The sequence below is a fragment of the Alkalinema pantanalense CENA528 genome, assembly GCF_050753345.1.
Classification (GTDB): domain Bacteria; phylum Cyanobacteriota; class Cyanobacteriia; order Leptolyngbyales; family Leptolyngbyaceae; genus Alkalinema; species Alkalinema pantanalense.
In genome coordinates this window covers 18259-41750 of the sequence record NZ_JBLZFX010000041.1, presented here as the reverse complement: position 1 = coordinate 41750, position 23492 = coordinate 18259, and the positions used below count along the sequence as shown (strand labels likewise).

22 protein-coding genes are annotated in these 23492 nt (G+C 51.2%); 10 read left to right on the top strand and 12 right to left on the bottom strand.

Going from position 1 to position 23492, the window contains the following annotated elements:
• Window positions 1–40 precede the first annotated feature (40 nt).
• Window positions 41–1492 carry a hybrid sensor histidine kinase/response regulator gene (locus ACN4EG_RS14810; RefSeq protein WP_431630542.1) on the top strand — a complete coding sequence of 484 codons (1452 nt, stop codon included), beginning with the start codon at window positions 41–43 and terminating at the stop codon, window positions 1490–1492.
• A 72-nt stretch (window positions 1493–1564) separates the two neighbouring features.
• Here the strand turns inward: ACN4EG_RS14810 and ACN4EG_RS14805 are convergent, their stop codons facing one another.
• Together ACN4EG_RS14805 and glpX are read right to left on the bottom strand one after the other, a co-directional pair.
• Complete coding sequence (locus ACN4EG_RS14805) at window positions 1565–2857, bottom strand: glutamyl-tRNA reductase (RefSeq protein WP_431630541.1); 1293 nt, start codon at window positions 2855–2857, stop codon at window positions 1565–1567.
• Between the two features lie 178 nt (window positions 2858–3035).
• Window positions 3036–4076 (bottom strand): class II fructose-bisphosphatase, encoded by a 1041-nt coding sequence (gene glpX / locus ACN4EG_RS14800; protein WP_431630550.1) that lies wholly within the window; start codon window positions 4074–4076, stop codon window positions 3036–3038.
• Window positions 4077–4488: 412 nt separating this feature from the next.
• On the opposite strand from glpX, the gene ACN4EG_RS14795 reads away from it, so the two are divergent.
• Together ACN4EG_RS14795 and ACN4EG_RS14790 are read left to right on the top strand one after the other, a co-directional pair.
• On the top strand, window positions 4489–5388 hold the full coding sequence (locus ACN4EG_RS14795; protein WP_431630539.1) for a polysaccharide deacetylase family protein: 900 nt from the start codon (window positions 4489–4491) through the stop codon (window positions 5386–5388).
• 194 nt (window positions 5389–5582) lie between these two features.
• Complete coding sequence (locus ACN4EG_RS14790; RefSeq protein ID WP_431630538.1) at window positions 5583–5978, top strand: universal stress protein; 396 nt, start codon at window positions 5583–5585, stop codon at window positions 5976–5978.
• A 110-nt stretch (window positions 5979–6088) separates the two neighbouring features.
• Here the strand turns inward: ACN4EG_RS14790 and ACN4EG_RS14785 are convergent, their stop codons facing one another.
• The 4 genes from ACN4EG_RS14785 to ACN4EG_RS14770 are packed head-to-tail and all read right to left on the bottom strand — an operon-like array spanning window position 6089 to window position 8920.
• Window positions 6089–6493 carry a hypothetical protein gene (locus tag ACN4EG_RS14785; RefSeq protein ID WP_431630537.1) on the bottom strand — a complete coding sequence of 135 codons (405 nt, stop codon included), beginning with the start codon at window positions 6491–6493 and terminating at the stop codon, window positions 6089–6091.
• Window positions 6486–6818 carry a type II toxin-antitoxin system RelE/ParE family toxin gene (locus tag ACN4EG_RS14780; protein ID WP_431630534.1) on the bottom strand — a complete coding sequence of 111 codons (333 nt, stop codon included), beginning with the start codon at window positions 6816–6818 and terminating at the stop codon, window positions 6486–6488. The genes ACN4EG_RS14785 and ACN4EG_RS14780 overlap by 8 nt, the downstream gene beginning before the upstream one ends.
• A gap of 2 nt (window positions 6819–6820) precedes the next feature.
• Window positions 6821–7066 carry a ribbon-helix-helix domain-containing protein gene (locus tag ACN4EG_RS14775; protein ID WP_431630533.1) on the bottom strand — a complete coding sequence of 82 codons (246 nt, stop codon included), beginning with the start codon at window positions 7064–7066 and terminating at the stop codon, window positions 6821–6823.
• A 45-nt stretch (window positions 7067–7111) separates the two neighbouring features.
• Window positions 7112–8920: an NACHT domain-containing protein gene (locus ACN4EG_RS14770; RefSeq protein WP_431630531.1), complete on the bottom strand. Its 1809-nt coding sequence runs from the start codon at window positions 8918–8920 to the stop codon at window positions 7112–7114.
• A gap of 142 nt (window positions 8921–9062) precedes the next feature.
• On the opposite strand from ACN4EG_RS14770, the gene ACN4EG_RS14765 reads away from it, so the two are divergent.
• Window positions 9063–9356, top strand: a complete 294-nt coding sequence (locus tag ACN4EG_RS14765) for a hypothetical protein (RefSeq protein ID WP_431630530.1) — start codon at window positions 9063–9065, stop codon at window positions 9354–9356.
• Between the two features lie 144 nt (window positions 9357–9500).
• On the opposite strand, the gene ACN4EG_RS14760 is transcribed toward ACN4EG_RS14765, so the two are convergent.
• Both ACN4EG_RS14760 and ACN4EG_RS14755 read right to left on the bottom strand, forming a co-directional pair.
• Complete coding sequence (locus ACN4EG_RS14760; protein WP_431630529.1) at window positions 9501–9875, bottom strand: DUF5615 family PIN-like protein; 375 nt, start codon at window positions 9873–9875, stop codon at window positions 9501–9503.
• Between the two features lie 10 nt (window positions 9876–9885).
• The gene (locus ACN4EG_RS14755) at window positions 9886–10218 is read right to left on the bottom strand and encodes a DUF433 domain-containing protein (protein ID WP_431630528.1); all 333 of its coding nucleotides are present in this window, start codon (window positions 10216–10218) and stop codon (window positions 9886–9888) included.
• 256 nt (window positions 10219–10474) lie between these two features.
• On the opposite strand from ACN4EG_RS14755, the gene ACN4EG_RS14750 reads away from it, so the two are divergent.
• The 4 genes from ACN4EG_RS14750 to ACN4EG_RS14735 all read left to right on the top strand — a co-directional run bounded on the left by ACN4EG_RS14750 (window position 10475) and on the right by ACN4EG_RS14735 (window position 15557).
• Window positions 10475–11398 (top strand): RluA family pseudouridine synthase, encoded by a 924-nt coding sequence (locus ACN4EG_RS14750; RefSeq protein ID WP_431630526.1) that lies wholly within the window; start codon window positions 10475–10477, stop codon window positions 11396–11398.
• Window positions 11399–11899: 501 nt separating this feature from the next.
• Window positions 11900–13195, top strand: coding sequence for a hypothetical protein (locus ACN4EG_RS14745; RefSeq protein WP_431630524.1), 1296 nt, complete (start codon window positions 11900–11902; stop codon window positions 13193–13195).
• Window positions 13196–13417: 222 nt separating this feature from the next.
• A complete protein-coding gene (zds, locus tag ACN4EG_RS14740) occupies window positions 13418–14893 on the top strand; it encodes a 9,9'-di-cis-zeta-carotene desaturase (RefSeq protein WP_431630523.1) in 1476 nt (491 codons plus the stop codon).
• Window positions 14894–15107: 214 nt separating this feature from the next.
• A complete protein-coding gene (locus ACN4EG_RS14735; RefSeq protein WP_431630521.1) occupies window positions 15108–15557 on the top strand; it encodes an SRPBCC family protein in 450 nt (149 codons plus the stop codon).
• Window positions 15558–15624: 67 nt separating this feature from the next.
• On the opposite strand, the gene ACN4EG_RS14730 is transcribed toward ACN4EG_RS14735, so the two are convergent.
• The 4 genes from ACN4EG_RS14730 to petP form a co-directional block, all read right to left on the bottom strand.
• Window positions 15625–17907, bottom strand: a complete 2283-nt coding sequence (locus ACN4EG_RS14730; RefSeq protein ID WP_431630518.1) for a transglycosylase domain-containing protein — start codon at window positions 17905–17907, stop codon at window positions 15625–15627.
• A gap of 329 nt (window positions 17908–18236) precedes the next feature.
• Window positions 18237–19244: a chlorophyll synthase ChlG gene (gene chlG / locus ACN4EG_RS14725; protein WP_431630517.1), complete on the bottom strand. Its 1008-nt coding sequence runs from the start codon at window positions 19242–19244 to the stop codon at window positions 18237–18239.
• Between the two features lie 87 nt (window positions 19245–19331).
• The gene (locus ACN4EG_RS14720) at window positions 19332–20411 is read right to left on the bottom strand and encodes a Get3/ArsA fold putative tail anchor-mediating ATPase NosAFP (protein WP_431630516.1); all 1080 of its coding nucleotides are present in this window, start codon (window positions 20409–20411) and stop codon (window positions 19332–19334) included.
• A 216-nt stretch (window positions 20412–20627) separates the two neighbouring features.
• Entirely contained in the window at window positions 20628–20846 is a 219-nt protein-coding gene (gene petP, locus ACN4EG_RS14715; protein WP_431630514.1) for a cytochrome b6f subunit PetP, read from the bottom strand.
• A gap of 144 nt (window positions 20847–20990) precedes the next feature.
• Here petP and ACN4EG_RS14710 point away from each other — a divergent pair, with 144 nt between their 5' ends.
• Together ACN4EG_RS14710 and hisF are read left to right on the top strand one after the other, a co-directional pair.
• Complete coding sequence (locus ACN4EG_RS14710; protein WP_431630512.1) at window positions 20991–22544, top strand: DnaJ domain-containing protein; 1554 nt, start codon at window positions 20991–20993, stop codon at window positions 22542–22544.
• Window positions 22545–22618: 74 nt separating this feature from the next.
• Window positions 22619–23386 (top strand): imidazole glycerol phosphate synthase subunit HisF, encoded by a 768-nt coding sequence (hisF, locus tag ACN4EG_RS14705; RefSeq protein WP_431630510.1) that lies wholly within the window; start codon window positions 22619–22621, stop codon window positions 23384–23386.
• The last annotated feature ends 106 nt before the right edge of the window (window positions 23387–23492 follow it).

The following is a 23492-nucleotide window of genomic DNA, read 5'->3' as shown; positions in this document are numbered from 1 at the left end:
CCACCCTCCCACGCTCCACCCTCCAGCGCGATCGCGATCTATGACCTCTTCCTCCTTAGCCAATATCCTAGTCGTTGATGATACGCCCACCAATCTGCGGCTGTTGATGACCTTATTGACTCAGCGGGGGTACACCGTACGGCCAGCGGTGAGTGGTAAGCAAGCGATCGCTGCGGCCCAGGGTTTGCCCCCCGATCTGATTTTGCTCGATATCAGCATGCCGGAAATGGATGGCTATGAGGTGTGCCGCTATTTCAAGGCGGATGCCCGGACGCAGGATATCCCGATTATTTTTCTCAGTGCGGCGTCGGATGTGTTGGACAAAGTGAAAGGGTTTGAAGTGGGGGGGGTGGACTACATTACCAAGCCCTTTCAAATTGAGGAAGTGCTCGCTCGCATTAGCACCCATTTGCAATTGCGATCGCTGCAAAGCCAAATGCAAGCGCAAAATGTGGAACTGAGCCAAGCCCTGACAGAGCTACAAACCACGCAAGCGCAGTTAATCCAAAATGAGAAAATGGCGGCCTTAGGAGAATTGGTAGCTTCGGTGGCCCATGAAATGAATTCTCCGTTGGGGGTGATTCGATCGTCAGCCAAAAACGTTGATCAATTGCTCAATCAACGGTTAACCACCCTGCCGACCTGTCTTCAGCGCCTTTCAGCGGAGCAGCAATCGCTTTTTTTAAATCTTCTTGCCCGATCGCGGGAAAATACACCCAAAGTTTTGCAAATGTCCAGCCGTGAAAAGCGGCAATGGCGGCGACAGATCATCCCTCAGTTGGCTGAGCAGAATATCGATGCAGCTGAAGAAATCGCTGATATTCTCGTGGATATGGGCATTCTGCAAGATTTGCCGCTGTTTGACCCGTTGCTCACGGATTCCAACGCCATGGAGATTTTGGAACAAGCCTATATGCTGGTGGGATTTCAGCGCAGCACCAAAACTATTTTGGAGGCGGTTGATCAGGCGGTTACCGTGGTGCAAGCGCTGCGTCGTTATGCCTACCACCGGGACTATACGGTGCCGATCGAAGCGGATGTGACAGAGGGCATTGAAACCAGCCTCACCTTGCACCACAACCAGATGAAGCACCACGTGGAAGTGATTCGCCATTACCGCCCCTTGCCGCCCCTGCGCTGCTTTCCCGAGGAACTCAACCAAGTTTGGAATAATTTAATTCACAATGCGCTGCAAGCGATGAACTATCAAGGCATCCTATCCGTCACCACCAAGGAAGTTGATCGGACGATCGTGGTGCAGATTACCGATAGTGGCCCTGGCGTGGCTCCCGAGATTCAAGACAAAATTTTTGAACCCTTTTTTACGACCAAGACATCTGGCAAAGGCAATGGATTAGGGCTCAGTATCGTCAAAAAGATTGTCGATAAACACAGTGGCCATATCACCGTTACCAGCCAGCCTGGTAGCACCACGTTTTCGGTGGTGTTGCCTTTGGATGCGACCTTTGACGCTGGGGAGAATGGAGAATAGATAGCTTTAGGACGCATTCTCCCCGCTTCCACGATCGGTTGGCTATGGCTAACCAACTGCTCTGACCGTTCTTTAAGCCCGCACTTCCTGTTGTGTGTCTTCTAGGTTAAACAAAACGGTCAGAGCTTGCATGGCTTGCCGACGGGTGTCCACATCTTTTTGAGCCCGCAATTGCACCATCGGATCGTGCAAAATCTTGTTAACAATACCGCGTGTCAAGGCTTCCACGACTTCCTTATGCTTATCACCAAAATCATTGCCTAAACGGGAGAGGGCTTTTTCTAGTTCCTGGGTGCGAATGGCTTCCACTTTGTTGCGGAGGCTGCTGATAGTGGCCACGGCATCGAGCGATCGCAGCCAGGTTTCAAAGGCTTCCACTTCTTCTTCCAGTAGGGACTCCGCTTCCATGGCCATTTGGCGGCGGCTTTCTTGGTTTTGGGCCACGACTGCCTTGAGGTCGTCTACGTTGTAGGCTTTGACGTGGGATAACTCGTTAACATCCGCGTCCACGTTCCGAGGTACGGAAATATCGATGAGGGATACCAGGCGCTGCGGATCGAGAATCGCTTCCAGCTTGGCCCGATCGAGGATGGGTTCCGTGGCCGAAGTACTGGTAAAGACAATATCAGCCTGCACCAATTGGGCCATCATTTGATCCATCAGCCCCAGCTTGAGATTGGCTTCGGGGAATTCCTTCGACAGTTCCTGGGCGCGCCCCATCGATCGGTTGAGGACGGTCATGTCTACGGCATTCTTGGATACCAGATGCTTGACCAACAGGCGGGACATTTTCCCCGCGCCGAGGATGAGGATTTTGTAGGGTGCTAAATCCCCTAGCTTCATCTGCGCCAATTCCACCGCAGCGGAACTGATGGAGACGGCTCCGGTGCCGATGCTGGTTTCGGTGCGGACGCGCTTCCCAGCGGCGATCGCTTGCTTAAACAGTTGATTGAGCGTCCGACCCACACTGGTACATTGCTGCCCTGCTTGGTGGCATTGCTTCACCTGGGCCAAAATTTGACCTTCTCCCAGCACCAAACTGTCTAATCCAGAGGAAACTCGCATGAGGTGCATGACTGCATCCTGGTGCAACAGGGTGAATAGGTAAGGCCGCAGGGTAGAAATCGGAAGTTTACTATGGTTGGATAAAAACTGGATGACTTCGCGGACGCCTGCATCCACTTCGCGAAGGACGAGATAAATTTCTAAACGATTGCAGGTACTGAGGACAGCCACCTCTTCGACGTTGGGACAGCTACAGAGTTCGGCGATCGCGCCTTCGTACTGAGGCTCTGGAATACTCAACTTTTCCCGCACTTCAACGGGCGCTGTTTTATGGGTCAGTCCAACAACCGCGATATTCATATTAAATCGTTGATGTTTTAGAAAAGTCCGAAAGTGTGTGAAAAGGAGTGGGGGAGAGGGGTGACTTAGATCCTTGCCAAGCACCCTCCCCCCCGAAGAACAGCGCATAGGTCATCCCTTGAACGGAATGAGCGATGCGTTAGCTCCCTGCAAAAAAGCTAGGGAAAGGCAGCAACTCCTAGCGTAGTTGAACGCTCTTGGGATGCCCAGCCATGTGGATGGTGTCCACAAACCGTGCGGTTTTGGATTGGCTGGAAATGACCAGGGTTTGGGTGCGGATACCACCGCCAAAGAACCTCACGCCTTCCAGCCAGTTGCTAGAGGTGATGCCCGTTGCAGCAAACATAACGTTTTCGCCCGAAGCCAGCTCTTCCGCTTCATAGATCTTATCGGGATCGGCGATGTTCATTTCAGCTAAACGAGCCAGGTTGCCTTCCTTGGTCATGTCGGCCCATTCCTTAGTTTGCACGATCGCCGGATCGTAGATGAGCTGGCCTTGGAAGTGACCGCCTAGGCAGCGCATGGCCGCAGCCGTGATCACCCCTTCAGGAGCCGCACCAATGCCCATCAGTGCATGGATGCCAGTTCCGGCAAACCCGCAGTTGATGGCAGCACCGACGTCGCCATCGCCAATCAGTTGGATGCGAGCACCCGCTTCACGGATTTCTTTGATCAGGTCATTGTGACGATCGCGCTTCATGACGACCACCGTCAATTCTTCGATCGCCCGATCTAAGCACTCGGACAGGATTTTGAGGTTTTCGGTGGCAGACTTGCGGATATCTACTTTGCCCTTCGCTGCTGCCGGAGCTGCCAGCTTCTTCATGTAAAAGTCGGGGGCTGCAAACAGGCCGCCTTTTTCAGAAATTGCGAGTACAGCGATCGAACCAGGTTGACCATAGGCACAAAGGTTAGTCCCTTCGCAAGGATCCACAGCGATGTCGATTTCGATCAGTTCTTCTGGGGTGCAGAAGTCTGCGGCGTTGGGTTGGTTACAGATGCCCACTTCTTCCCCAATGAAGAGCATGGGTGCATCGTCCCGTTCCCCTTCACCGATAACGATCCGACCGCGCATGTGGATTTTATTCATCCGTTCCCGCATGGCTTCTACGGCAGCTTGGTCTGCACCGTTTTTGTCGCCCTTGCCGACTAACCGAGCCGACGCGATCGCGGCTTGCTCGACGACTTCGATAATCTCTAAACCCAGCGTGCTTTCCACTAAGCGTCCTCCAAACTGCTGATGTTGCGCCAACGTTACAAATCTGTCAGCGACTTCAGTTATCAAGTCTATCAAAGGGGCGTAACACGCTTGAAGATGCCGAGGTTCGCTTAGGTGTAAAGTTTTGTGCAGGGTCTTCCAAAAATCCCTTGAATTTGGGGAAATCCCGCTCTCTATCCCGAACTTCCTCTCCGAAATTTCGTCAGAATAGATGTAGTCAACTCTACATAGCTTTCACACTACACAACATAGCTTTACAACAAGATAGCTGCACGACAATGGCTGCATGACAAGCTTTACGGTGGTTGCGTTCAGTTTCTCCCAGCTATTTTTTCAAGGGCTATGGCTGACAAACTCTTCTCTACAGTTTGCTTTTTTTGAGGACATCGCATTTTGCGAAATGGTAACGAGTATGAAATCGATTGTTTTTCTGACTTTGGCAGTGGTAATGGGCGGATTTCCCTGGGCTTGTGCGATCGGCCATCCGTTGCCTGGGGGGAGTGATTCAGGTGCTACTGATCCCTCTGCTGCATCCAGGCAAGTTGCCCAAGGATCCACTTCCCCGATTTCCACTCCATCTGGGGAGCCAGCCTTGGCCTCCCCAAAGCCCATGGCAGGTGCAGAGCAAGTAACTGTTACGGAGGAGATGGTGAAGTTCGTGCGGGATAAGGGCGATGCCCTGGGCCGTCGAGAAGCGATCGTTAAATATCCCAAAATTTCTGGCATAGCTGATCCGGCACTTGAGGGAAAGGTACAGGCCGCGATCGGTCTCCAGCAAGCCTTTGGCAAGTCCGTAGAAGATATGCGCGCTGAGTTTGAGGACTATGCTTGGTTGAATGAGTTGGGCTACACCGTTAACTACAACCAGCATTCCATCTTGGACATTACCTACAGTGGTTGGGGTACCGGGGCCTATCCATCGGGCTTTGAGCGCTATCTTGCGGTTAATCTGAAAACGGGAACTGTGATCTACGCGCATCATCTGTTTAAAACCGAAGCCCTTGGTCAGGTAGCTCGCCTAGTGAATCAGGTAATGCAGGTAGAAATTCAGAAAAAAATGGCTGAAGTGAAGCAGTCTTATGGCGAAGAGATTGATCTCAAAATCTATGCTGCGCACCAGTTTCGGGTGAAAGATCTCAATCATTTTACAATTACCGATCGAGGGATTCTCTTTCACTACGAATTTGACTTCCCCCATGTGTTGAAGGCTGCCGAGCCTCAGAATAGTTACTTATTGAGCTACGAGCAACTCACACCCTATATCAGACCCGACGGTGTTTTAGCGGCCATGCTACTGGAACCGTCTCCCTAGTCTGGCTCCTCTGCTGCCTGGAATACAGTTGCCTGGAACAGTTCCTCTGACACATTACATTGGGTTTACATCTGGTAAAAATTGGGGCTGCATGCGGTAGTTTCAAAGTGGGAGGGTTCTGGAGGAAAGAGCCGTTTCTTTCTGAGAATCCCAGGTTCGATCGGTTACGTTTCCATAGGCGTTGTGCGTAGGTTATGTTTAAGACCATTTTGTTTCCCATCGATCGTAGTCGTGAATCCCGTGAGGCTGCCAGTTTGGTGGTGGAGTTGGTGCAGCAACACAAGAGCCGTCTGGTCATCCTCTCGGTGGTGGAAGAGGGGGCTGAGGACTTGGCGATGACGTCGGTGAATGCGGTGGATGAACTGCTGAAAGGGGCTAATGAGCTATTCTCTCAGCAGGGGATTACTGCGGAAACGGTGGAGCGGCAAGGCAAGCCTGCATTTACGATCTGTGATGTGGCGGATGAGATGGGTGTGGATTTGATCGTCATGGGCAGTCGTGGAATGGGACTGACGGGAGAAGGATCTCAGGATAGTGTGACGAATCGGGTGATTAGTCTGTCGCCTTGTCCGGTTTTAGTGGTGCCCTAGTCAAGGGCGATCGACGGTTATACGGCTATGTCTTTGAGTTCGATCGGTGTATCGATCGTGAATTGTCCGTTAGGGGAGAAAGTGGCAGTGGTTTCGATCGATTCCATGGTTTAGGCTCCTTGGTCGGGGGTTTCGCTGAGTTTGTCGAGGTAGGTGACGATTGCAGTAGCAATTAGGCTTTGGTCGAGTTTCTTTTTGGCTACTTCAACGAGAGCGGCTTTTCCGGCTTGGAGGTGGCGTTCGGGGTTGCGAAGTTGCTGCCCCAGTTTTGTAAGTTTGTGGTTTGGGTTGGTGGTGATTTCGGTGAATTCTGCATCAATGATATCGCGGGCTTCGGCTTCTGTTGTGACGTTGGGGTGTTTGGTTTGGAGGTCTGTGATCAGGGTTTTGAGATCGGCGATCGCGGATTGGATTTCGGGGTCGGTTGGATGATTGTTTTCGATGTAAGTGTCTACTTGCTCGAAGATTTGGACTTTTTGGGCGTTTGGGAAATTGTATTTGGATGAATTACTCATCTTCTGGATTCTCCGGTTCAAGCAAGAGTTGTTCAAGGTCGCGCGCGCCATGTACAACACGTACAATATCGATTGTGGTTTCGGTTAGTTCGTAAAGGACAAGATAGTTGTTGAATCCTTTGACAGGATATTGGCGAATTTGAGCGATTTGGGAACCACGAAATCCGCTAAATCTCCCAATGCCTGGGGTTTTAGCAATGAGTTTGAACGTAGCTTCGGCTGCATAGAGGAACCGATCGCCTGAGTCGAGGTTGTCATAGCTGATGTAGGTGGCAATGTTGAGGAGATCTTGGATGACGATCGGTCGCTTAATGAGTTCTGGCATATTTAGCTTTGACCGAGGTTTTTGCGGACTTGGGCGCGGATGTAAGCCCAGTCATCATCGGTCATGGGGGTGGAGGGGCCGGAGTTGATACCTTCGAGGGCGAGGGTTTCGAGGCGAGTTGTGCGGGCTTGATCTTCTTGGATGAGGGCTTCGATGTAGTCGCTGGGGCTGCTGTAGTGGCCGGAGGCAATTTTTTCTTGGAGATAGCGGGTGAGGTTGTCGTTAAGGTTGATGGGAAAGGTGTTCATTGCTTTTTCTCTTGAGTTTTTGGTCGGTTATGGGGGTGGCTGTTCCTATGATGGCGGATCTCTTGGGGATTCGTGGTAGTTGTCGATTTGCTCGAAGATTTTGACTTCGCTGGCGTTGGGGGCTTCGTTTTTGTCGCCTAAAATTTTATCGCGCCCCACTTTATCGCCTGCAATATAATCGCCTGCAAAATGAATGGTGTTTGCGGGTGAGAACTGCTGGGTATCTAGGGCCGATCGGGCTAGAGCTTTTTGGTAGATTTCGTAGTTGTAGAATTTACAGCTCTCTTGGATAGTTTGAAAAGCGTGAAAGAATTGCCATGAGTCATTTTGTGTCCAAGAATTATAGAGAAATTTTAAATAAACTGGTTGATTGAGATTACTTAAAACATTTTCGAGTACTGTTTTAACTTGGTCATTCTGCTCGATTTCCCATTGATTGAGCAAACAGTCAACTATATTGGTAAAATCATCTTTCTCAGCAGCCCTTATTGATGTCTGATGCACCTCTGAGACTGGAGTTTGTAGCATATCAGGTGAAAAGGTTTGGGCCTCTTCTAAATAAAAAATTCCGGCAGCCTCTATTGCTATAGATCTAATGCGGGGATTAGAATGATAAATCCCGTTTTGAATCGTTACCCTCAAATCTCTCCAATCTCTTTTTGAATCACATAGATTTGACGCAAAAATATGAATATCCTCATTAAGATCAAATTCATCCGATTCGATACAGATATAGTAAACCCCCTCCCAAAAATCCTCTTCTATTCTTTTTCTATCATTTTCACTCCAGTCGCAGCCGAGAAACTGATTCCAAAAATCAATGGAATCTAGTGCGGTTTTCAAGTCTTTGTGGTAATCACATTGTTTTTCTGCATTTAAGTCTCGTAAGATGGAAGCAGTTAATTGGCTTAGCTTCGCAGGAGATTTTCTAAATATCTGAAGTATAAATTCAATAGCTAATAATGATTTTGTTGCTCGTAGTAATTCGAGCTTTATAACATCTGATAAAGGAAGATTCAGCAGTCTTGGCATGAGCATTTTCTGAATTTCTTCTATCACTGCTCCTGCTAACTTTGCTCCTAATATCAAATCAATAGCTAAAGCTTGCTCGACTATCTCGACGGCAGATCTGCGATCGACTTCAGGTAGTCCTAGCATTAACGAAATTGGTTCTGTCCATTTAAGGTTATTTAAGTAATGCTGTTGAAACCAAGAGAATTCTTCTCCCTCTTGCTTTTCTAGCCAGTTTGAATGTCTCTCCAACGCCTGCCAAAAATGCTCCGCCGCATAATACTCCAGAAATAATTGGTGATGAAACTCCACCCGTCGTCCATCTGCCGCCACTTGCAGCAAATGATGTTCCAATAAATCCTCCAGCCATTCCTTTGCTTTCTCCGCCGGATCACTCACTCGACCCGTCAACCACTCTTCAATCAAACTTTCTGCTCGACCTCGATCGATCGTTAACCAAAACTCCGTCCGACTATCCCCTTGCATCATCGCAAATGCCAAGTACTGCAACACCTCTGACTTGAACCGCCGAAACTCCGCTGACACCGCAGGCAAACCCTTAAATCGGTCGTACTCCCGATCGAACCACCGAAATAATTCCCCCTTATTCTGAGGTATCTGTTCTGTTTGCTTAAATACATCACATAGCATTTTCAATAGCAATGGCGTTTCCGCAATCTCTCTCAATCGATCGCGCAACTGTCCCAACAATCGATTGCCCTGCTCCGGCAAATATTTTTCCACAAAATCCCGCATCTGACGATCGGACAACGGCTGCATCTTAAACCGCTTCTCGATTCCCAAATCCCCACCTAAACTCAAATCCCGTGTCGTAAAAACCATCGGCACCGACCGATTCTCCTCCCGAAACCGCTGCAATTCCCGCCGTAAGTCCTCGGTCGGAATCTCATTCACCCCATCAAGTAGCAAAACCAATTGATCGGCTAACAACCAGTCGTCGATCTGTTCATCCGTAACCCTGATCTTGAAACGTCGAAACTCTGCTTTGATTAATTCAGGAACGGTTCGATCGCCCTTCAACTGCACCAACACCGGAACTAACCCTGCCGCCACCAAATCTCCCACCCATTGCCGCAATGCTGTTGATTTTCCGGAACCCGGTCGCCCCGCCAGTAGCACATGCTCTCTCTCCTCTCCCAGCGCGTACCTCTTCAACCCTGCCAACACCGGAAACGGCTCTACCTTCTGTTCCCGATCGTCCTGCTCCCGCCCTACCGAGCGCGCCTGCAACGGCAAAACTGCATCCGTCGGCGTGTAAAAGTCACACGCCTTGGTATAGTGAGCAACGATCGCGCTTAAATACGGCTGAAAATCAAACTCCCACATAGGCCAAAGCTAGCCCAAGCAAACTTCCCATTAGTCTAGCGAAAATCTCGGCAGTGAACAGCTTCTGCTCAAATCTTTAAAGCGGAATCCAATCCAGTCGATCGCGCCATTCAGCAGCATCACTGACTTCCCAGATTAAGACGATCGTACTAACCCAGCTCGTCAGCGAACTACCTGGCTTAAGCCAAAGAATCCCCCAAGTATGACCGCCTTTTGCCCAATGGTCTTGGAGGTGTCCAGGCATACTTTTCCGATTGTCAGTCACCAGAATCCGTTGTGCAATTTCCAAGTAGTCCAATAAATTTGGGTCTGGAGTGCCAAACGCGGGAGCCCCAGCATCGCCGACCCGCAAAATATCAATTTGAGGATTTTGGCGTAATATGGCTGCCTGAAATTTGGGTGACAAATTTTCGTCTAATAAAAATTTGACTTTCACGGGCGGTTGAGACATGCAAAACGGCTCACACTGGATTCAGTAAGGATTGCTCACGCTCTTTTTGAATTTGGCGGAGATGTTCGATTAGGGATGAGGGTTCTGCGGCCCATTTTTGGTATTCCTGTTCACGCCACTGCTGCAATCGCAGCATGTAGGTATCAATCTCGACGCGGTTATGAAGGTAATAGGTAATGGTTGCGTAAATTTTTTCTAAACTTAAGGAGGGCAATTCTGATTGAATTTGTTCGGGTGAGTAGCCCTGTAGATAGTAGTTCACTACGTCTTCGATGCCAATCCGATGCCCCTTGATGCGAATCTCATCAGCGGCAATGAATTCAAAATAGTCTTCTAGTATCATGGCTGCGCCTCTACAGAGCCAAGCCTATTCTAGCAATGTTCCTGGTAGCAATACGGTTCCTGTAGGAAAGTTGGAACAATGCTTAGCCTGAGCAATGCTTGGGTTGAATCATTTATACTAAATTCTGAATTTTTAAGCCGAAATTGTCATCTAAAACATGAGGGTTTTAGATGATTGCTTGTTAAAAAGGCTCAATTCCTATGAGAATTATTTTCATAATGAGAATTGCTAGGAAAACCTCCTGAACCAACTCCCCATGAATCAAGGCTGGACATACCACGATCGCATTAGTCAGCAACAAGCAGGACTCACTGTTCTGCAATACTACGCGCAATACTATCGTCACTCCAGCCCCAGCAAATGGCAAACCAAAATTACATCCGGGCAAGTGCAATTAAACGGGAATCCCACTACCCCAGATACTTATCTGCAAAAAGGCGATCGCCTTGCCTACCACCGTCCCCCTTGGCAGGAACCGATCGTGCCCCTGACGATCGAAATCCTGTACGAAGATGCCGATCTCCTCGTTGTGAATAAACCCTCGGGATTGCCCGTTATGCCAGGAGCCGGATTTTTAGAACACACCGTTTTGCACCAGATGCAAAAACAATATCCCCACCAGCCCCCCGTTCCCATCCATCGCCTCGGTCGCGGAACCTCCGGGTTACTCTTGCTGGCCCGATCGCCCCTGGCAAAATCCCACCTGACCCAGCAAATGCGCGATCGAACCATTCGCAAAATCTATCGTGCCCTAGCGACGGGTACCGCCATGGCCGACGAATTTACCCTCCAAACCCCGATCGGCCCGATCGGCCATCCTGCCTTAGGTACCCTTTACGCCGCCACCCCCAGCGGTTCCTTTGCCCAGAGCCACTGCCGAGTTCTACGCCGCAATCCCCAAGACACCCTGCTGGAAGTCACCATTCTGACTGGGCGTCCCCATCAGATCCGTATCCATCTTGCGGCGGCGGGCTATCCGTTGGTGGGCGATCCCCTCTATGGCGTTGGCGGGTTACCGATCGTGCCTGCCCAGCCGGATGCAGACAACGTCCCCGTCCCAGGAGATTGTGGCTACTGGCTCCATGCCTACCACTTAGCCTTCCAACATCCCCGATCGCAGTCACCTCTCAGCTTCACCTGTGAACCGGAATCCCAACTACTGCAAGTTTCCGCTGCCTAGGAATTACCCAATGAACTGCGCTCCCCGGAATCCATCTACCTGCACCTGTAATTTCTCGATAGACAGTGTAAAAACTGTCATCAACGCCCCATAAATCTAACCTCAGAGTCTTATATATTTCTGAGATAATTCTTTTATCCCGGCGATCGACCTTGGCGATCGAACAGTTAGCAGCTTCACCGACCCTGATATCACAGCCCAATTCTCCATTACCACAATCATTGCTACATGTATTGCTGTAATCTTGCTGCACTCATTGTTATAGGTGTTGCTACAAGTGATAGTTGACTGGTCATTAACGTCAATTTCCCGTCAAAATGGTGGGTGTATTGCGAAATTTTAATGATTGTCTTCAAGAATGCAAGACATTCTAGTTGGAATGGGTTGAATGATTGGCTTGAATTGTCCTTTGATTAGCCCAAGATCGCACCCTTCGTTGTTCCCTGGCTTTCTGGTTTCGTCCCTCCGTGCTCTGTGGATCTTTCTTAAGGTGGCTCTACCATGAATTTCCATTCTTCCAGGTTGCCTTGGCACCAGGATGCTGAATCCCTGTATCATCACCTGTATGAGTTACGGTATTTACCATTTCCAGATATTCTCGATCGCCTCACTCAATTGTTTATTGAGGGGACTCAATATCGTGAGCCAGAAATTCTAGAAATAGTCTATCGTTTAGTGGCTTCAGAACAGGCCGATCGGGAATTTCTCAATGTACTCAATCGCTGTTGCTATATCTTAATCAACCATTGGTGGTCGAGATCGGACTTGCGTTACACGGCGGGTTTTGTCCTCATTTTTCAACGCAAACCTACGCAGTTAAGCCGTTTTCCGGTGATCGATCGCCTGCGGAAACTGGTGGCGCAATTTACGCAGTCTCCCCAATATACGGCGCTGCTCGATCGGGTTAATGTGGCGCAAACGGAGGATGAGCCTGAAACGTCGAATCATTCGCGATCGGTGCAAGATGAATTGCGGCGGTACCCGTTTCTTTATCCCCATATCTTGCTGAACGAAGACACGAGCGATAGTGGGCAAGAAGCGGTTTCGCATCTACAACGACAACGAGAACATCACTATGATCAATGCCTTGATCAATATCTACGCAATGCCCTATTGCGCAATCACACCGGAGAATTTTCGACGGAGCTGCAACGGCTGACCGGGCTAGAGGAGCCACAACTCCGATTTGCCATCAAACACTATGCGGGTAAATCAACGGCGGCGGGGCGCTATCGTGAGAGTGCTCAGAAATTCTTGCTGGCTTGGGACGGAGCCACTGCCCACCACCAAGCGGTTCACCACCTCTCTACTTATTTGAACACCAGCGTCCAACACTTTGCCCAGCAGGCCCACCATCCCCATTGCGGAGCCTCTGTCAGTCAATGGCTGGAGATGCAATCGAAAGCGATCGCCTCCCCCAAAGCTTTTCTAGGCCAAAGTGATTTATTGCTCACGGAGGTTAGTTGGCAATTGTTAGATACCCTGCTGGCTCACCCCAGAAGCCATGCCGACCACCACGTTCGCTTTATGAACCTCCATGGTGGATTTGGAGCCACCTTTACCGTTGGTCTGTTACTTAAGCTAGCCTTGGTCTGTCAACGCAATTGGCAGCACACCTGCGATCGGATTGCCCGACACTTTGCCGCACTGGTGCAGCACTATCGCCAGAGCTTCCAGGAAGATTTGCGCTGGCTTCTGGAGATCCTGGATCACTGGATGCTCGCCAAAACCCTGCACAGTCATCATCCCGAAAGTCGTGCAGGCCGTACAGCGTTGGAATATGCCCATCTGTTATAGCGGGTGTTATAGCGGCTGATAGCGCTTGTCTGGAATGGAATCTGCCACCCCCTGCCCCTGCCCTGTGTCCTACGGATTCCTGGGGCTGAGTGGTTGTGGGCTGATCAACGCAGAATCCTACGCAAGCGCTTTTTTCCCGACCCGCAAACCATTACAATCTGTAAAGCTGTCTGGACAGTCGATGTCTATAAGTTCTTAGGTAGCGTATTTTTAGGTGGCGTAATGCGTGTTGCGATCGTTGGTGCGGGTTTAGCAGGGTTGGCGGCGGCAGTCGAACTAGTAGACGCTGGCCATGAGGTGGAGATTTTTGAGTCCCGTCCCTTTGTCGGTGGCAAGGTGGGAAGCTGGGTGGACGCCGATGGCAACCACATTGAAATGGGCCTGCATGTCTTCTTCAACAACTATTACAACTTATTCGCGCTGCTGAAAAAAGTGGGTGCCTACGAAAATTTGCTACCCAAGGAGCATGTCCACACCTTCATTAATCGCGGCGGCCAAATCGGTACGTTGGATTTCCGATTCCTAGTCGGTGCACCGTTCCATGGCCTCAAGGCATTTTTCACCACGGGGCAGTTAACCCCATTAGACAAGCTACAGAACGCGATCGCCCTAGGTACCAGCCCGATCGTACCGGGTTTGGTTAACTATGAAGTGGCGATGAAACTGATCCGCAAGCTAGACAACATCAGCTTTGCCGATTGGTTCCGCAGCCATGGTGGATCGCAGAATAGCTTGAAGCGGATGTGGGATCCGATCGCCCTGGCCTTGGGATTCATTGACACCGAGGAAATTTCCGCCCGCTGTATGCTGACGATCTTCATGATGTTCGCGGCTAAAACGGAAGCGTCCCGACTAAACATGTTGGCCGGATCGCCGGGGGAGTATCTCAGCAAGCCGATCGTGGATTACATCACTGCTAAGGGAGCCAAAATCCACACCCGTCGCCAGACCCGCCGCATTCTCTTTGAAGGGGAAGGCCGCAATACTAAAGTCACGGGCTTGGCGATCGCCGATGGCGCGGAGGAAGAGATTGTCACCGCCGATGCCTACTTGGCTGCCTGCGATGTGCCGGGAATTCAACGGCTTCTGCCCCCGGAATGGCGCAGCATGGCAGAGTTTGACAATATTTACAAGCTGGAAGCCGTGCCTGTGGTGACCGTGCAGTTGCGGTTCAATGGCTGGGTCACGGAAATGCAGGATGAAAGCAAACGCAAGCAAGCGATCGCCGCTGGTATTGATAACCTGCTCTACAGCGCCGATGCCGACTTTTCCTGCTTCTCAGACTTGGCGCTGTCCAGTCCTAAGGATTACTACCGCGAAGGCCAGGGTTCCCTCATGCAAGTGGTGCTGACTCCCGGCGATCCGTTCATCAAAATGAGCAACGAAGACATTGCCCAGCACGCCCTCAAGCAACTGCACGATCTGTTCCCCTCTTCCCGCGAGCTAGAAATGACTTGGTTCAGTGTCGTCAAGCTGGCCCAATCCCTCTACCGTGAAAAACCGGATATGGATCCCTATCGTCCCAACCAAAAGACCCCGATCGCGAACTTTTTCCTGGCGGGCAGTTATACCCAACAGGACTACATCGACAGTATGGAAGGTGCAACGATTTCTGGCAAACAAGCCGCTGCGGTGATTTTGGAGCCCTTCGGCCAAAAAGTAGAAGGCAAAGGTTTATTCCGCTACTCCTATGCCTAAGGTAGGGCTCTAATATTCAGCAAAGACGATACAGATCTCAGTTACAGATCTCAGTTAGGAAAACCGTTCTTTTGCCAACGTCGCACATCTGAGTGAGTGCGCTACGCTGGGAGAAAAGCTGGGTTCTCAATGACCGCATTATAGGCTCTGCGATCCCGATCTATTTTCCTGCGCCCTACCCACCCACCCTCCCACCCTTACCCCCGTCGCCCTTATGTCTGACTGGCTCGAGCACACTGTACAGGTTGAAATTCCTACGACGATCGAACATGTCTGGTCGCTTTGGTCAGACTTAGAGCAAATGCCTAGGTGGATGAAGTGGATCGATTCCGTCAAAGTCCGGCCTGATAATCCTGACCTTTCTGTATGGAAGTTAGCTTCGGGGGGATTCGAGTTTTCCTGGCAATCCAAAATTGTGCGCCAAGTTCAGCATCAAATTATTCAATGGGAATCGGTGGATGGCTTGCCCAATAAAGGCGCAATCCGGTTCTACGATCGCGGCAATGACGGCAGCGTTGTCAAACTCACCGTGGCCTATTCTGTGCCAACGGTAATTCGGCAACTAATGGATGGGTTGGCCCTGGGTAAAGTCGTGGAATCTTCTCTCCAAGCGGATATGAATCGCTTTCGGGACTACGCGCTCAAAGATGTCCGATCGTCTTAACCTTATCGCCAACATATCCCTCGCTGTCCTACAAGATGGTGGAGGGATTCTGTGACGCCTAGCGGAACTAAGGATTGGACGGCGGTAAAGGATCAGGTTCCGTTGGCGGGGGCGGATCTGCTGCCGGAGGGGGAGCCGCATCGATCGGATCTGCTGCTGGAGGCGGATTATAGGCCGGAGGGGGATCGTAGCTGGCGGGGGGTGGAATATCCTCGGGTGGCGGCGCAGGTGAATCCTCGGGTGGACTGCTTTGGTTATTCTGGGAATTTGACTCCGGTGGCGAATTTTCCTGGCGATCGCGCAAACGATCGGAGTCCTTAGGATCCGGTGCAATTCCTTTGGAGTAGGCACTATTTGGCTCTACGGGCTTCGCTTTGATACTGCCTTTCCGGGTATCGATGTCCTTCGGCAGATCCGGAAACTTCTCCACGGACAGATCTTTCGCCACCACTTTCATGAACTGGTTCCAAGTAAACGCTGCCGTTCCGCTACTGCCGCCCGTGGGGTAGTTATCATCGTTGCCTAACCAAACCCCGGCCACCATTTGGGGAATATAGCCAATAAACCAGAGATCTCGCGCTTGTTCTGAGGTTCCGGTTTTACCCGCAACTTGCCGATCGGGCAAGGCCGCAGGGGAGCCAGTTCCCTTTTTCACGACGTTCTCCAGCATCCAAGTCATAATTGCAACCGTCCCTGGATCGAGAACTTTGCGAGACTTAAAGTCGGATTTATAGAGCTCCTTCCCCTTGTTATCCGTCACTTTCAGAATGGCGTGGGGCGCGGTATATTCCCCGTTCGCAGCCAAGGGGCCATAGCCACTGGTGAGTTCTAACAGATTGACTTCATAGGCACCCAAGGCCAAGGAATAGGTGTCCTTGAGGGACGATTTAATGCCCATCTCCTTCGCTAACTTGATCACGGGTTCAAATCCCACATCTATCAAGGTCTTGACCGCCACCACGTTGAGGGATTTGGTGAGGGCGGTGCGCATGTCCACAGAACCGGAATACTTATTCCCATAGTTTTTCGGCTCGTAGCCATCCACCACATAGCGCTCATCCACGTAGCCGCGATAGGGCGAAAATCCAGCGGCGATCGCAGCGGTATAAACAAACACCTTAAAGGTCGATCCCGGCTGCCGTTGGGCTTGGGTGGCGCGGTTAAACTGGCTACCTTTGTAGTAATCTAATCCGCCGACTAGGGCGCGAATTTCCCCATTCCGAGGATCGATAGCTACTAGAGCGGCTTGCTCAAATCCCTGGGCTCGCCCATCAATTTCGATTGCTTCTTTAACGGCTGTTTCTGCGGCTTTTTGCCATTTGGCGTTCAATGTCGTTTCGACCGTCAGCCCACCATATTCGATCGCCTCCTTGGAAATGTACTGTGCTAACTGCTGTTGCACAAAGGAGGTGAAATAGGGGCTAGAACTGTAGAGATTTTTCGGTATCGCAGGTTTGAGGCGAATCGACTCTGCTTTAGCGGCATCGGCTTCACTCTGGGAAATAAAGCCCTGTTCCGCCATGCGATCGAGGACAATATCGCGCCGTTGTTGGGCTTTCTTGGGATCAACCAGGGGCGAATAGAGACTCGGAGCCGGGGGCAAGCCTGCAATCATCGCAGTTTCTGCCAGGGTTAAGTCTTTCACGGGCTTGCTGAAGAATACCCAAGCTGCATCCGCGACTCCATAGGCTTCTGAGCCCAGATAAACCAGGTTCAGGTAGTTTTCTAACAACTTATCCTTGGATAACTCCCGCTCCAGCTTCTGCGCCAGCATCGCCTCCCGGATTTTTCGGATGAGGCTCCGATCTTGGTTGAGGAATACCATACGGGCCAACTGCTGGGTAATGGTACTGCCCCCTTCCACCATTTCCCCCGAGGTCACATTGCGGGCAGTGGCTCGCACAATGCCCCAGTAATCTACCCCTCTATGTTGATAAAAACGGCGATCTTCCGCAGCAATAAATGCCTCTTTCACCCGTGTCGGCAAGTCGCGGATTGACATGCGTTCGCGGGTGGCGGGGCCACTTTGTAACAAGACTGTGCCATCGGATGCTTTGATGGTCAAAGTGCCTGGGCGCACAAAAGTGTTTAACGTGGAAACGTCCGGTAATTCCCGTTCTATCTGGTTGTAGCCCACAGCGACTCCGACAGCGGCGACTCCCACAATGACTAAGCCCAGTTGATTTCTCCGTCGTTTGAGCGGCATGGGGATGCGTTGGGCGATCCAAGCCCATTGCTCCGCAATTCCCAGCCTTGCACTGACTAGAGTGTGCTGCAGCGGGGCCGGGAGTTTAATCCTGCGTCGTGATCCTTTTCTACGCGGCGTCTGCCCCTCTTGCTTGCCTGTCATGGGATCTATCCCGGAATGTTTCGATGATTTCGATCGCCGGAAGCCGTACTTAGCCACACAAGAAGCCTCTTTAAGTATCTAGCGGGAATTGCCGAGCCATGGAAGTGTCTATTGTTAGACCACTCCAATGGTTCATATCAAAGGTGCACCCAGAGCCTTGGCGGTTCGCGGAGGTGAGAACCGTAGACTAACCCAGAAGTTAATCGAACAGTTTACAGGAAGGATGAGAAAAATTTGTAGTCTTTTTAGAGTTTTCTCAATCTAAATGTGTGATCGAGATGGTTTTGGGAACCTGCGATCACACCGAACGACAGCACCCTGATGTCCCCCTAGGACAAGCCTGCATTTCCCAGGGCAATTCCCGTGATCAACATTCCCAGCACTAAAAATGGTTGGGCACTGGCTTGATATTTCACATCGTTTTTTAGTGGATCCCGTAGGAAATACATGTCCTGGAAGGTAATTTGGGGAATCACAAAGAGCAGCAGAATCGTAGCATAGAGGTTTTGATGGATTGACATCAGATAACCTGCCACGCCAATTTGAAAGATATCAATCATTAAGACGCAAATCCAAGCTGCCGTCGTAATGCCAAACATCACGGGAAGGGACTTTAATCCTAAGGCCCGATCACCCTCGACGCTCTTGAAATCATTAACCACGGCAATTCCCAACCCTGCCAAGCTGTAGAACAGCGTCAGCACCACGATCGTCGGATTCAAATCGCCAAACAGCGCATGACCCGCCCACCAAGGCAGCGCAATATAGCTCGCACCCAAGGCATAATTCCCCAACCAACCGTTTTGCTTCAGTTTGAGGGGTGGCGCGGAGTAGATGTAGGAAATTAAGGAGCCGCCGATCGCCATCACGGTAATGGTTGGGAACCCATGGCCAGCCCACAAATCCAGCAGATAGGCCACCCCAATGCCCCCCGCCAGCAAAATCAAAATCTGCGCCTTCACCTGTCCTAGGGCAATGGCTCCGGAGGGAATGGGCCGATAGGGTTCATTAATCGCGTCAATTTCCCGATCGTAGTAGTCATTAATCGTCTGGGTATACCCCGTCAGCAGTGGCCCCGACATCAGCATACAGGCCAGGGAAATCAAGACATTTTCGATCGACCAAGTGTAGTTGCCCGAAGAGGCAGCACCACACAGAACGCCCCACATCAGGGGAATCCAGGTCACAGGCTTCATCAGTTGTAGCCGAATTTTCCAAATCGACTTCTCTTCCACCTCAGCCCCTTTCATGCCCAGCAGTTGGCGAGCTTTGGCCGATCGATTATCTTTTTCTTCGGCAGTTTCGGTCAAAATTTCCGTGGATTTGGATTCTGTCATAGGGTTAGGCGAAGGTGAAATATTAAGCGAGGATCGAATCTGGGAGCTTGTATTCATCGGCAAAAGCATACCAGCCCCAGCCTGGAGTTAAAACGAAATGACCAGGGAACTGTTTTGAAATTTTGCCCCTTTGACCGGCAAACCACTCAGCTCTGGCGGCAGGAAAATATTCCGCCGTTGATCGCCAGCTTCGATCGTGATTTCTGGCCCGTACTGGGTTAGCTTAACTTGCTTCTTGTCAAAGCTGGGCAGAAACAGCGCAACGGTGCGATCGCTCACATTAATCGTAATTGGCCGGGGGGCTTGTACCGCTTGGCTAAAGTCGGGTAAGGCTTCCATTACCGTCAGCCAGTCATCGCCGGTTTTTCGAGGCACTGAAGTAACAGCCAACGGGTGGAAGGCATCTCCCGCATAACGGCTTTGGTTGGCAATTACGCCGCCGATCGTTAAACCGACCTGCTGGGCACTGCCCCAGAGATACTGCGCGGTACTGACTGCCAGTGGATCATCCGTTGTCACCAGATAGGCTACGGTACGCTGGGGGTCTGCGATTTTGGCTTTCCCCTGATCCAATTGGCTGTTCATTTCTGCGGTCGGTTGGGCAAAGTTATCCGCTGCAAAATTGACGCTGAGAATCGCCGAGGCGATCGGCGGAATGAAGGGCGCTAGGGTTTTGCCGAGGTCAGAATCGATAAATACCTGACGAAAACGCCGGATGTACCAACTGACAATTTCCGGCATTCCCAGCATCCGCAGGGTTTCGGGACTGCTGCCACTGTCATAGACGATTACGTCATAGCGACTGTCCCACTGCCGAATCGCATTCAGCGCCAAGGCATTGTCCATGCCCGACAGAACGCCTAATTCCTGGCCATAGACATTCCGAAAGAAGGGAGTGCGTACATACTGGGCTTCCAGCTTTTTCAATTCTTCCCAAGCCCGTTCTAGCAGCACCGTGGAGTGGAGTTGGACGGCTTCGAGGTTAGGGGCGATCGTGGTTGGATCTGGCCCCACTTCAGCCCCTAGGGCAATGCCCAATGCCGGACTACAATCTTGACTCGCCAAAAGAACACGTCTGCCTTGGGCGGCAAAGCGATGAGCGGCGGCGATCGCGACTGTAGTCCGTCCCGTTCCACCCTTGCCCAAAAACGTCAGAATAAACGCCATAGTAGATTTGCTGTGACTCCGATGCCGGGTTTACCCATTCAATCTATCCATTTCCTGCCAAGATTGTTGGCTCATCAAACTGCTCAGACTGATACCCAAGCCCATCATGCTTGCCACCCAGCGATCAGCCCCAAAACAAGAAGGCAGTCAATGATTAACTCACTCACTGCCTCACTCAAGCTTTCGATCGCAGACGCTAGCCTCTGAACTAGTTGACTAATTAAAGGCTTCCAGTTCGTCTTCAAAAAACCAGGTAGCATACTGGTCATCAAACTGAACGAGACGGCCTAGACCTCTGCCATCTACGACTTTGAAGTCCTTGACAGTACCCACTTTACCCAGCTTGCTCACCACTTCTTGGGGAACGCGATCGCGCAGACGACGGACACGTACTTTTTGACCGATTTCCATCACAGCAACATTGATACAGACCATTTCAAAGTTTACCAGCAGTTGGCCCGTGGGATCGCAGCGGATTTGTTCCGTAGGATGGCCGCTCGGGCATATTGAAGAAAGAAGATAGGCGGAAGTTCGATATCGCCAGAATTGAACGGATTGCTGGAATCGTCATCGAATTCAATGCGGCATTACTACGAAATTTTGGGTCTGGAATGGGGCGCTTCACCGGAAGCCGTCAAGCAAGCCTATCGCAAATTAGCGAAGACCTATCATCCCGATCGCTATCAGGATCCCGTAGAACAGCAAGCGGCCAAGGCTAAGTTTCAAACTATCCAGGCCGCCTACGAAGCCCTGAAAGACTATGCGCCCAGTTCCGCGCGATCGACTAAATCAGAGGCTTCCCATACAGGCGTATCTATCCGAACTAAACCCCGACGGGCAGCAGATCCCCGGAAACCTTCGGAGGCAGAAATTGCCTTGAAGAAAGGAATCGAACAATTCCAGGCAAAACAGTACATGGCTGCGCTGGATTTTTTCTCCTTTGCCATTCACCTGAAGCCGGATTATGCCGAAGCCTACTGGTACCGCAGCCAACTGCGAAAAGCGAAGGGCTGGACAGCATCAGCTCAGGAGGATTTAGCCAAGGCAAAACAGCATGGTTGGGTTCCCAAAGATGAGTCAACTCAAGCCCCGCAAACTCAGACGCAGCAAGCTCACCCCCACCCTACTGACCCGCGATCGGCTGACCCGCGATCGGCTGACCCGCGATCGGCTGACCCGCGATCGGCCCAATCCTCCTCTGCTCACACCGCTCAAACCCCGCCCGCCGCCGCCGCTTCCAGCCATTCTCCCGTGGCTCCGTGGCGCTTGCACCAAACCTGGTTGGGCCATGGGGGAGCCGTCACGGGCCTGGGTTGGGCTAGCTCGACTCTGATGAGCACTAGCCTTGATAAAACCTTGCGATTATGGCACTGGCCAACGGGTGAGGCACAAGCGGTCTTGACCAGTCATCGGGTGCCGATTACCGCGATCGCAATGGCGGCTCAGCAGGGGCTGATAGTCACTGGCGGAAAGGATGGGCAAATGAAAATGTGGAGCCTGCCAGACAAACGGCTCCTTAGAACTGTTCCGCTGCATCAAAGTGGAATTCAAGCCTTAGCCATAGATCCGACGGAGCAGTTACTAGCCAGTGCGGGGGAAGATGGCCAAGTTAAACTGTTTCGCCTGAATCCAGCTACCCTGGTAACAGTATTGAGCCATCGGGCAACGGTCTGGTCAGTCATCTTTGATGCGATCGGTAGCCTGGTGATGACAACCAGTGCGGATCAAGTTTTGCGTCTGTGGCAAGCTCAAACAGGTGAACTGCTGCGGGAAATTTCCCTCCCTTCGCCCTGTTGCTATAAAAGCGCCATCAGCCCCGATGGACAAACGCTGGTAGTTAGCGATGATCAAGGCAATTTACATTTGTGGTCGATCGCCGGAGACTGGCTTAAAACCATTGCAGCCCACGGAGCCGGAGCCCTTCGGGGTTTGCAGTTCACAACCTGCGGAAGCCAGCTGATCACAGGTGGTGCGGACGGAGAAATTAAAATTTGGGATACACAAAACTGGCAACGGCTCACCCATTGGCCCGCAGAGCAAGGAGCCATTCAAGCCTTCACTCTGATTGTTAGCGCCAACTGGCTCGTCAGTGCAGGCAGTGATGGGTCGATTAAAGCTTGGAGCGCTCAGTAACTTGGAAAGCCCTGTAAATAGCGATATACTACGGCGTCTACGGTTCTTTGTATTACCCCTTCTAAGTTCAGCCCATGCTCGCAAAACGAATTCTTCCCTGCCTGGATGTCAAAGCTGGTCGTGTGGTCAAAGGTGTGAATTTCGTGAATCTTCGGGATGCGGGCGACCCGGTGGAAATGGCGCAGATTTATAACCAAGCGGGGGCGGATGAACTGGTATTTCTTGATATCACGGCCACCCACGAAGATCGAGATATTATCTACGACGTGGTGTATCGGACAGCGGAACAGGTGTTTATTCCCCTGACTGTAGGGGGGGGCATTAGTAACCTCGACACCATTAAAAAGCTGTTGCGGGCGGGGGCAGACAAGGTCAGTATTAATTCTGCGGCAGTACGCGATCCGGATTTTATTAACCAAGCGGCACGGCAGTTTGGTAATCAGTGCATTGTGGTGGCGATCGATGCGCGACGGCGTAACGATTCCAGCAATCCAGGCTGGGATGTCTATGTACGGGGTGGCCGGGAGAATACAGGAATTGACGCGATCGCTTGGGCCAAGGAAGTCGTGGGGCGTGGGGCAGGTGAATTACTCATTACTAGTATGGATGCCGATGGCACCCAAGCGGGCTATGACCTAGAGATTACGCGGACGATCGCCGAATCCGTGGAAGTCCCTGTGATTGCGTCCGGCGGGGCGGGTAACTGTGATCATATCTATGATGCTTTGACCACAGGTAAGGCAGAAGCAGCGCTGCTAGCCTCTCTACTTCATTACGGACAGTTAACGGTCTCTCAGATAAAGACATACTTAAGCGATCGCGATCTGATCGTGCGTCAATAACCGCCTCAAGTCCGTTTGCAATGAGTCTCCCAGATGACAAGCCTCCGGTATCTGGGGAAGTATAGTGAAGTTATCTTGCGATTTTTAATCGCAATGGGGCACTTTT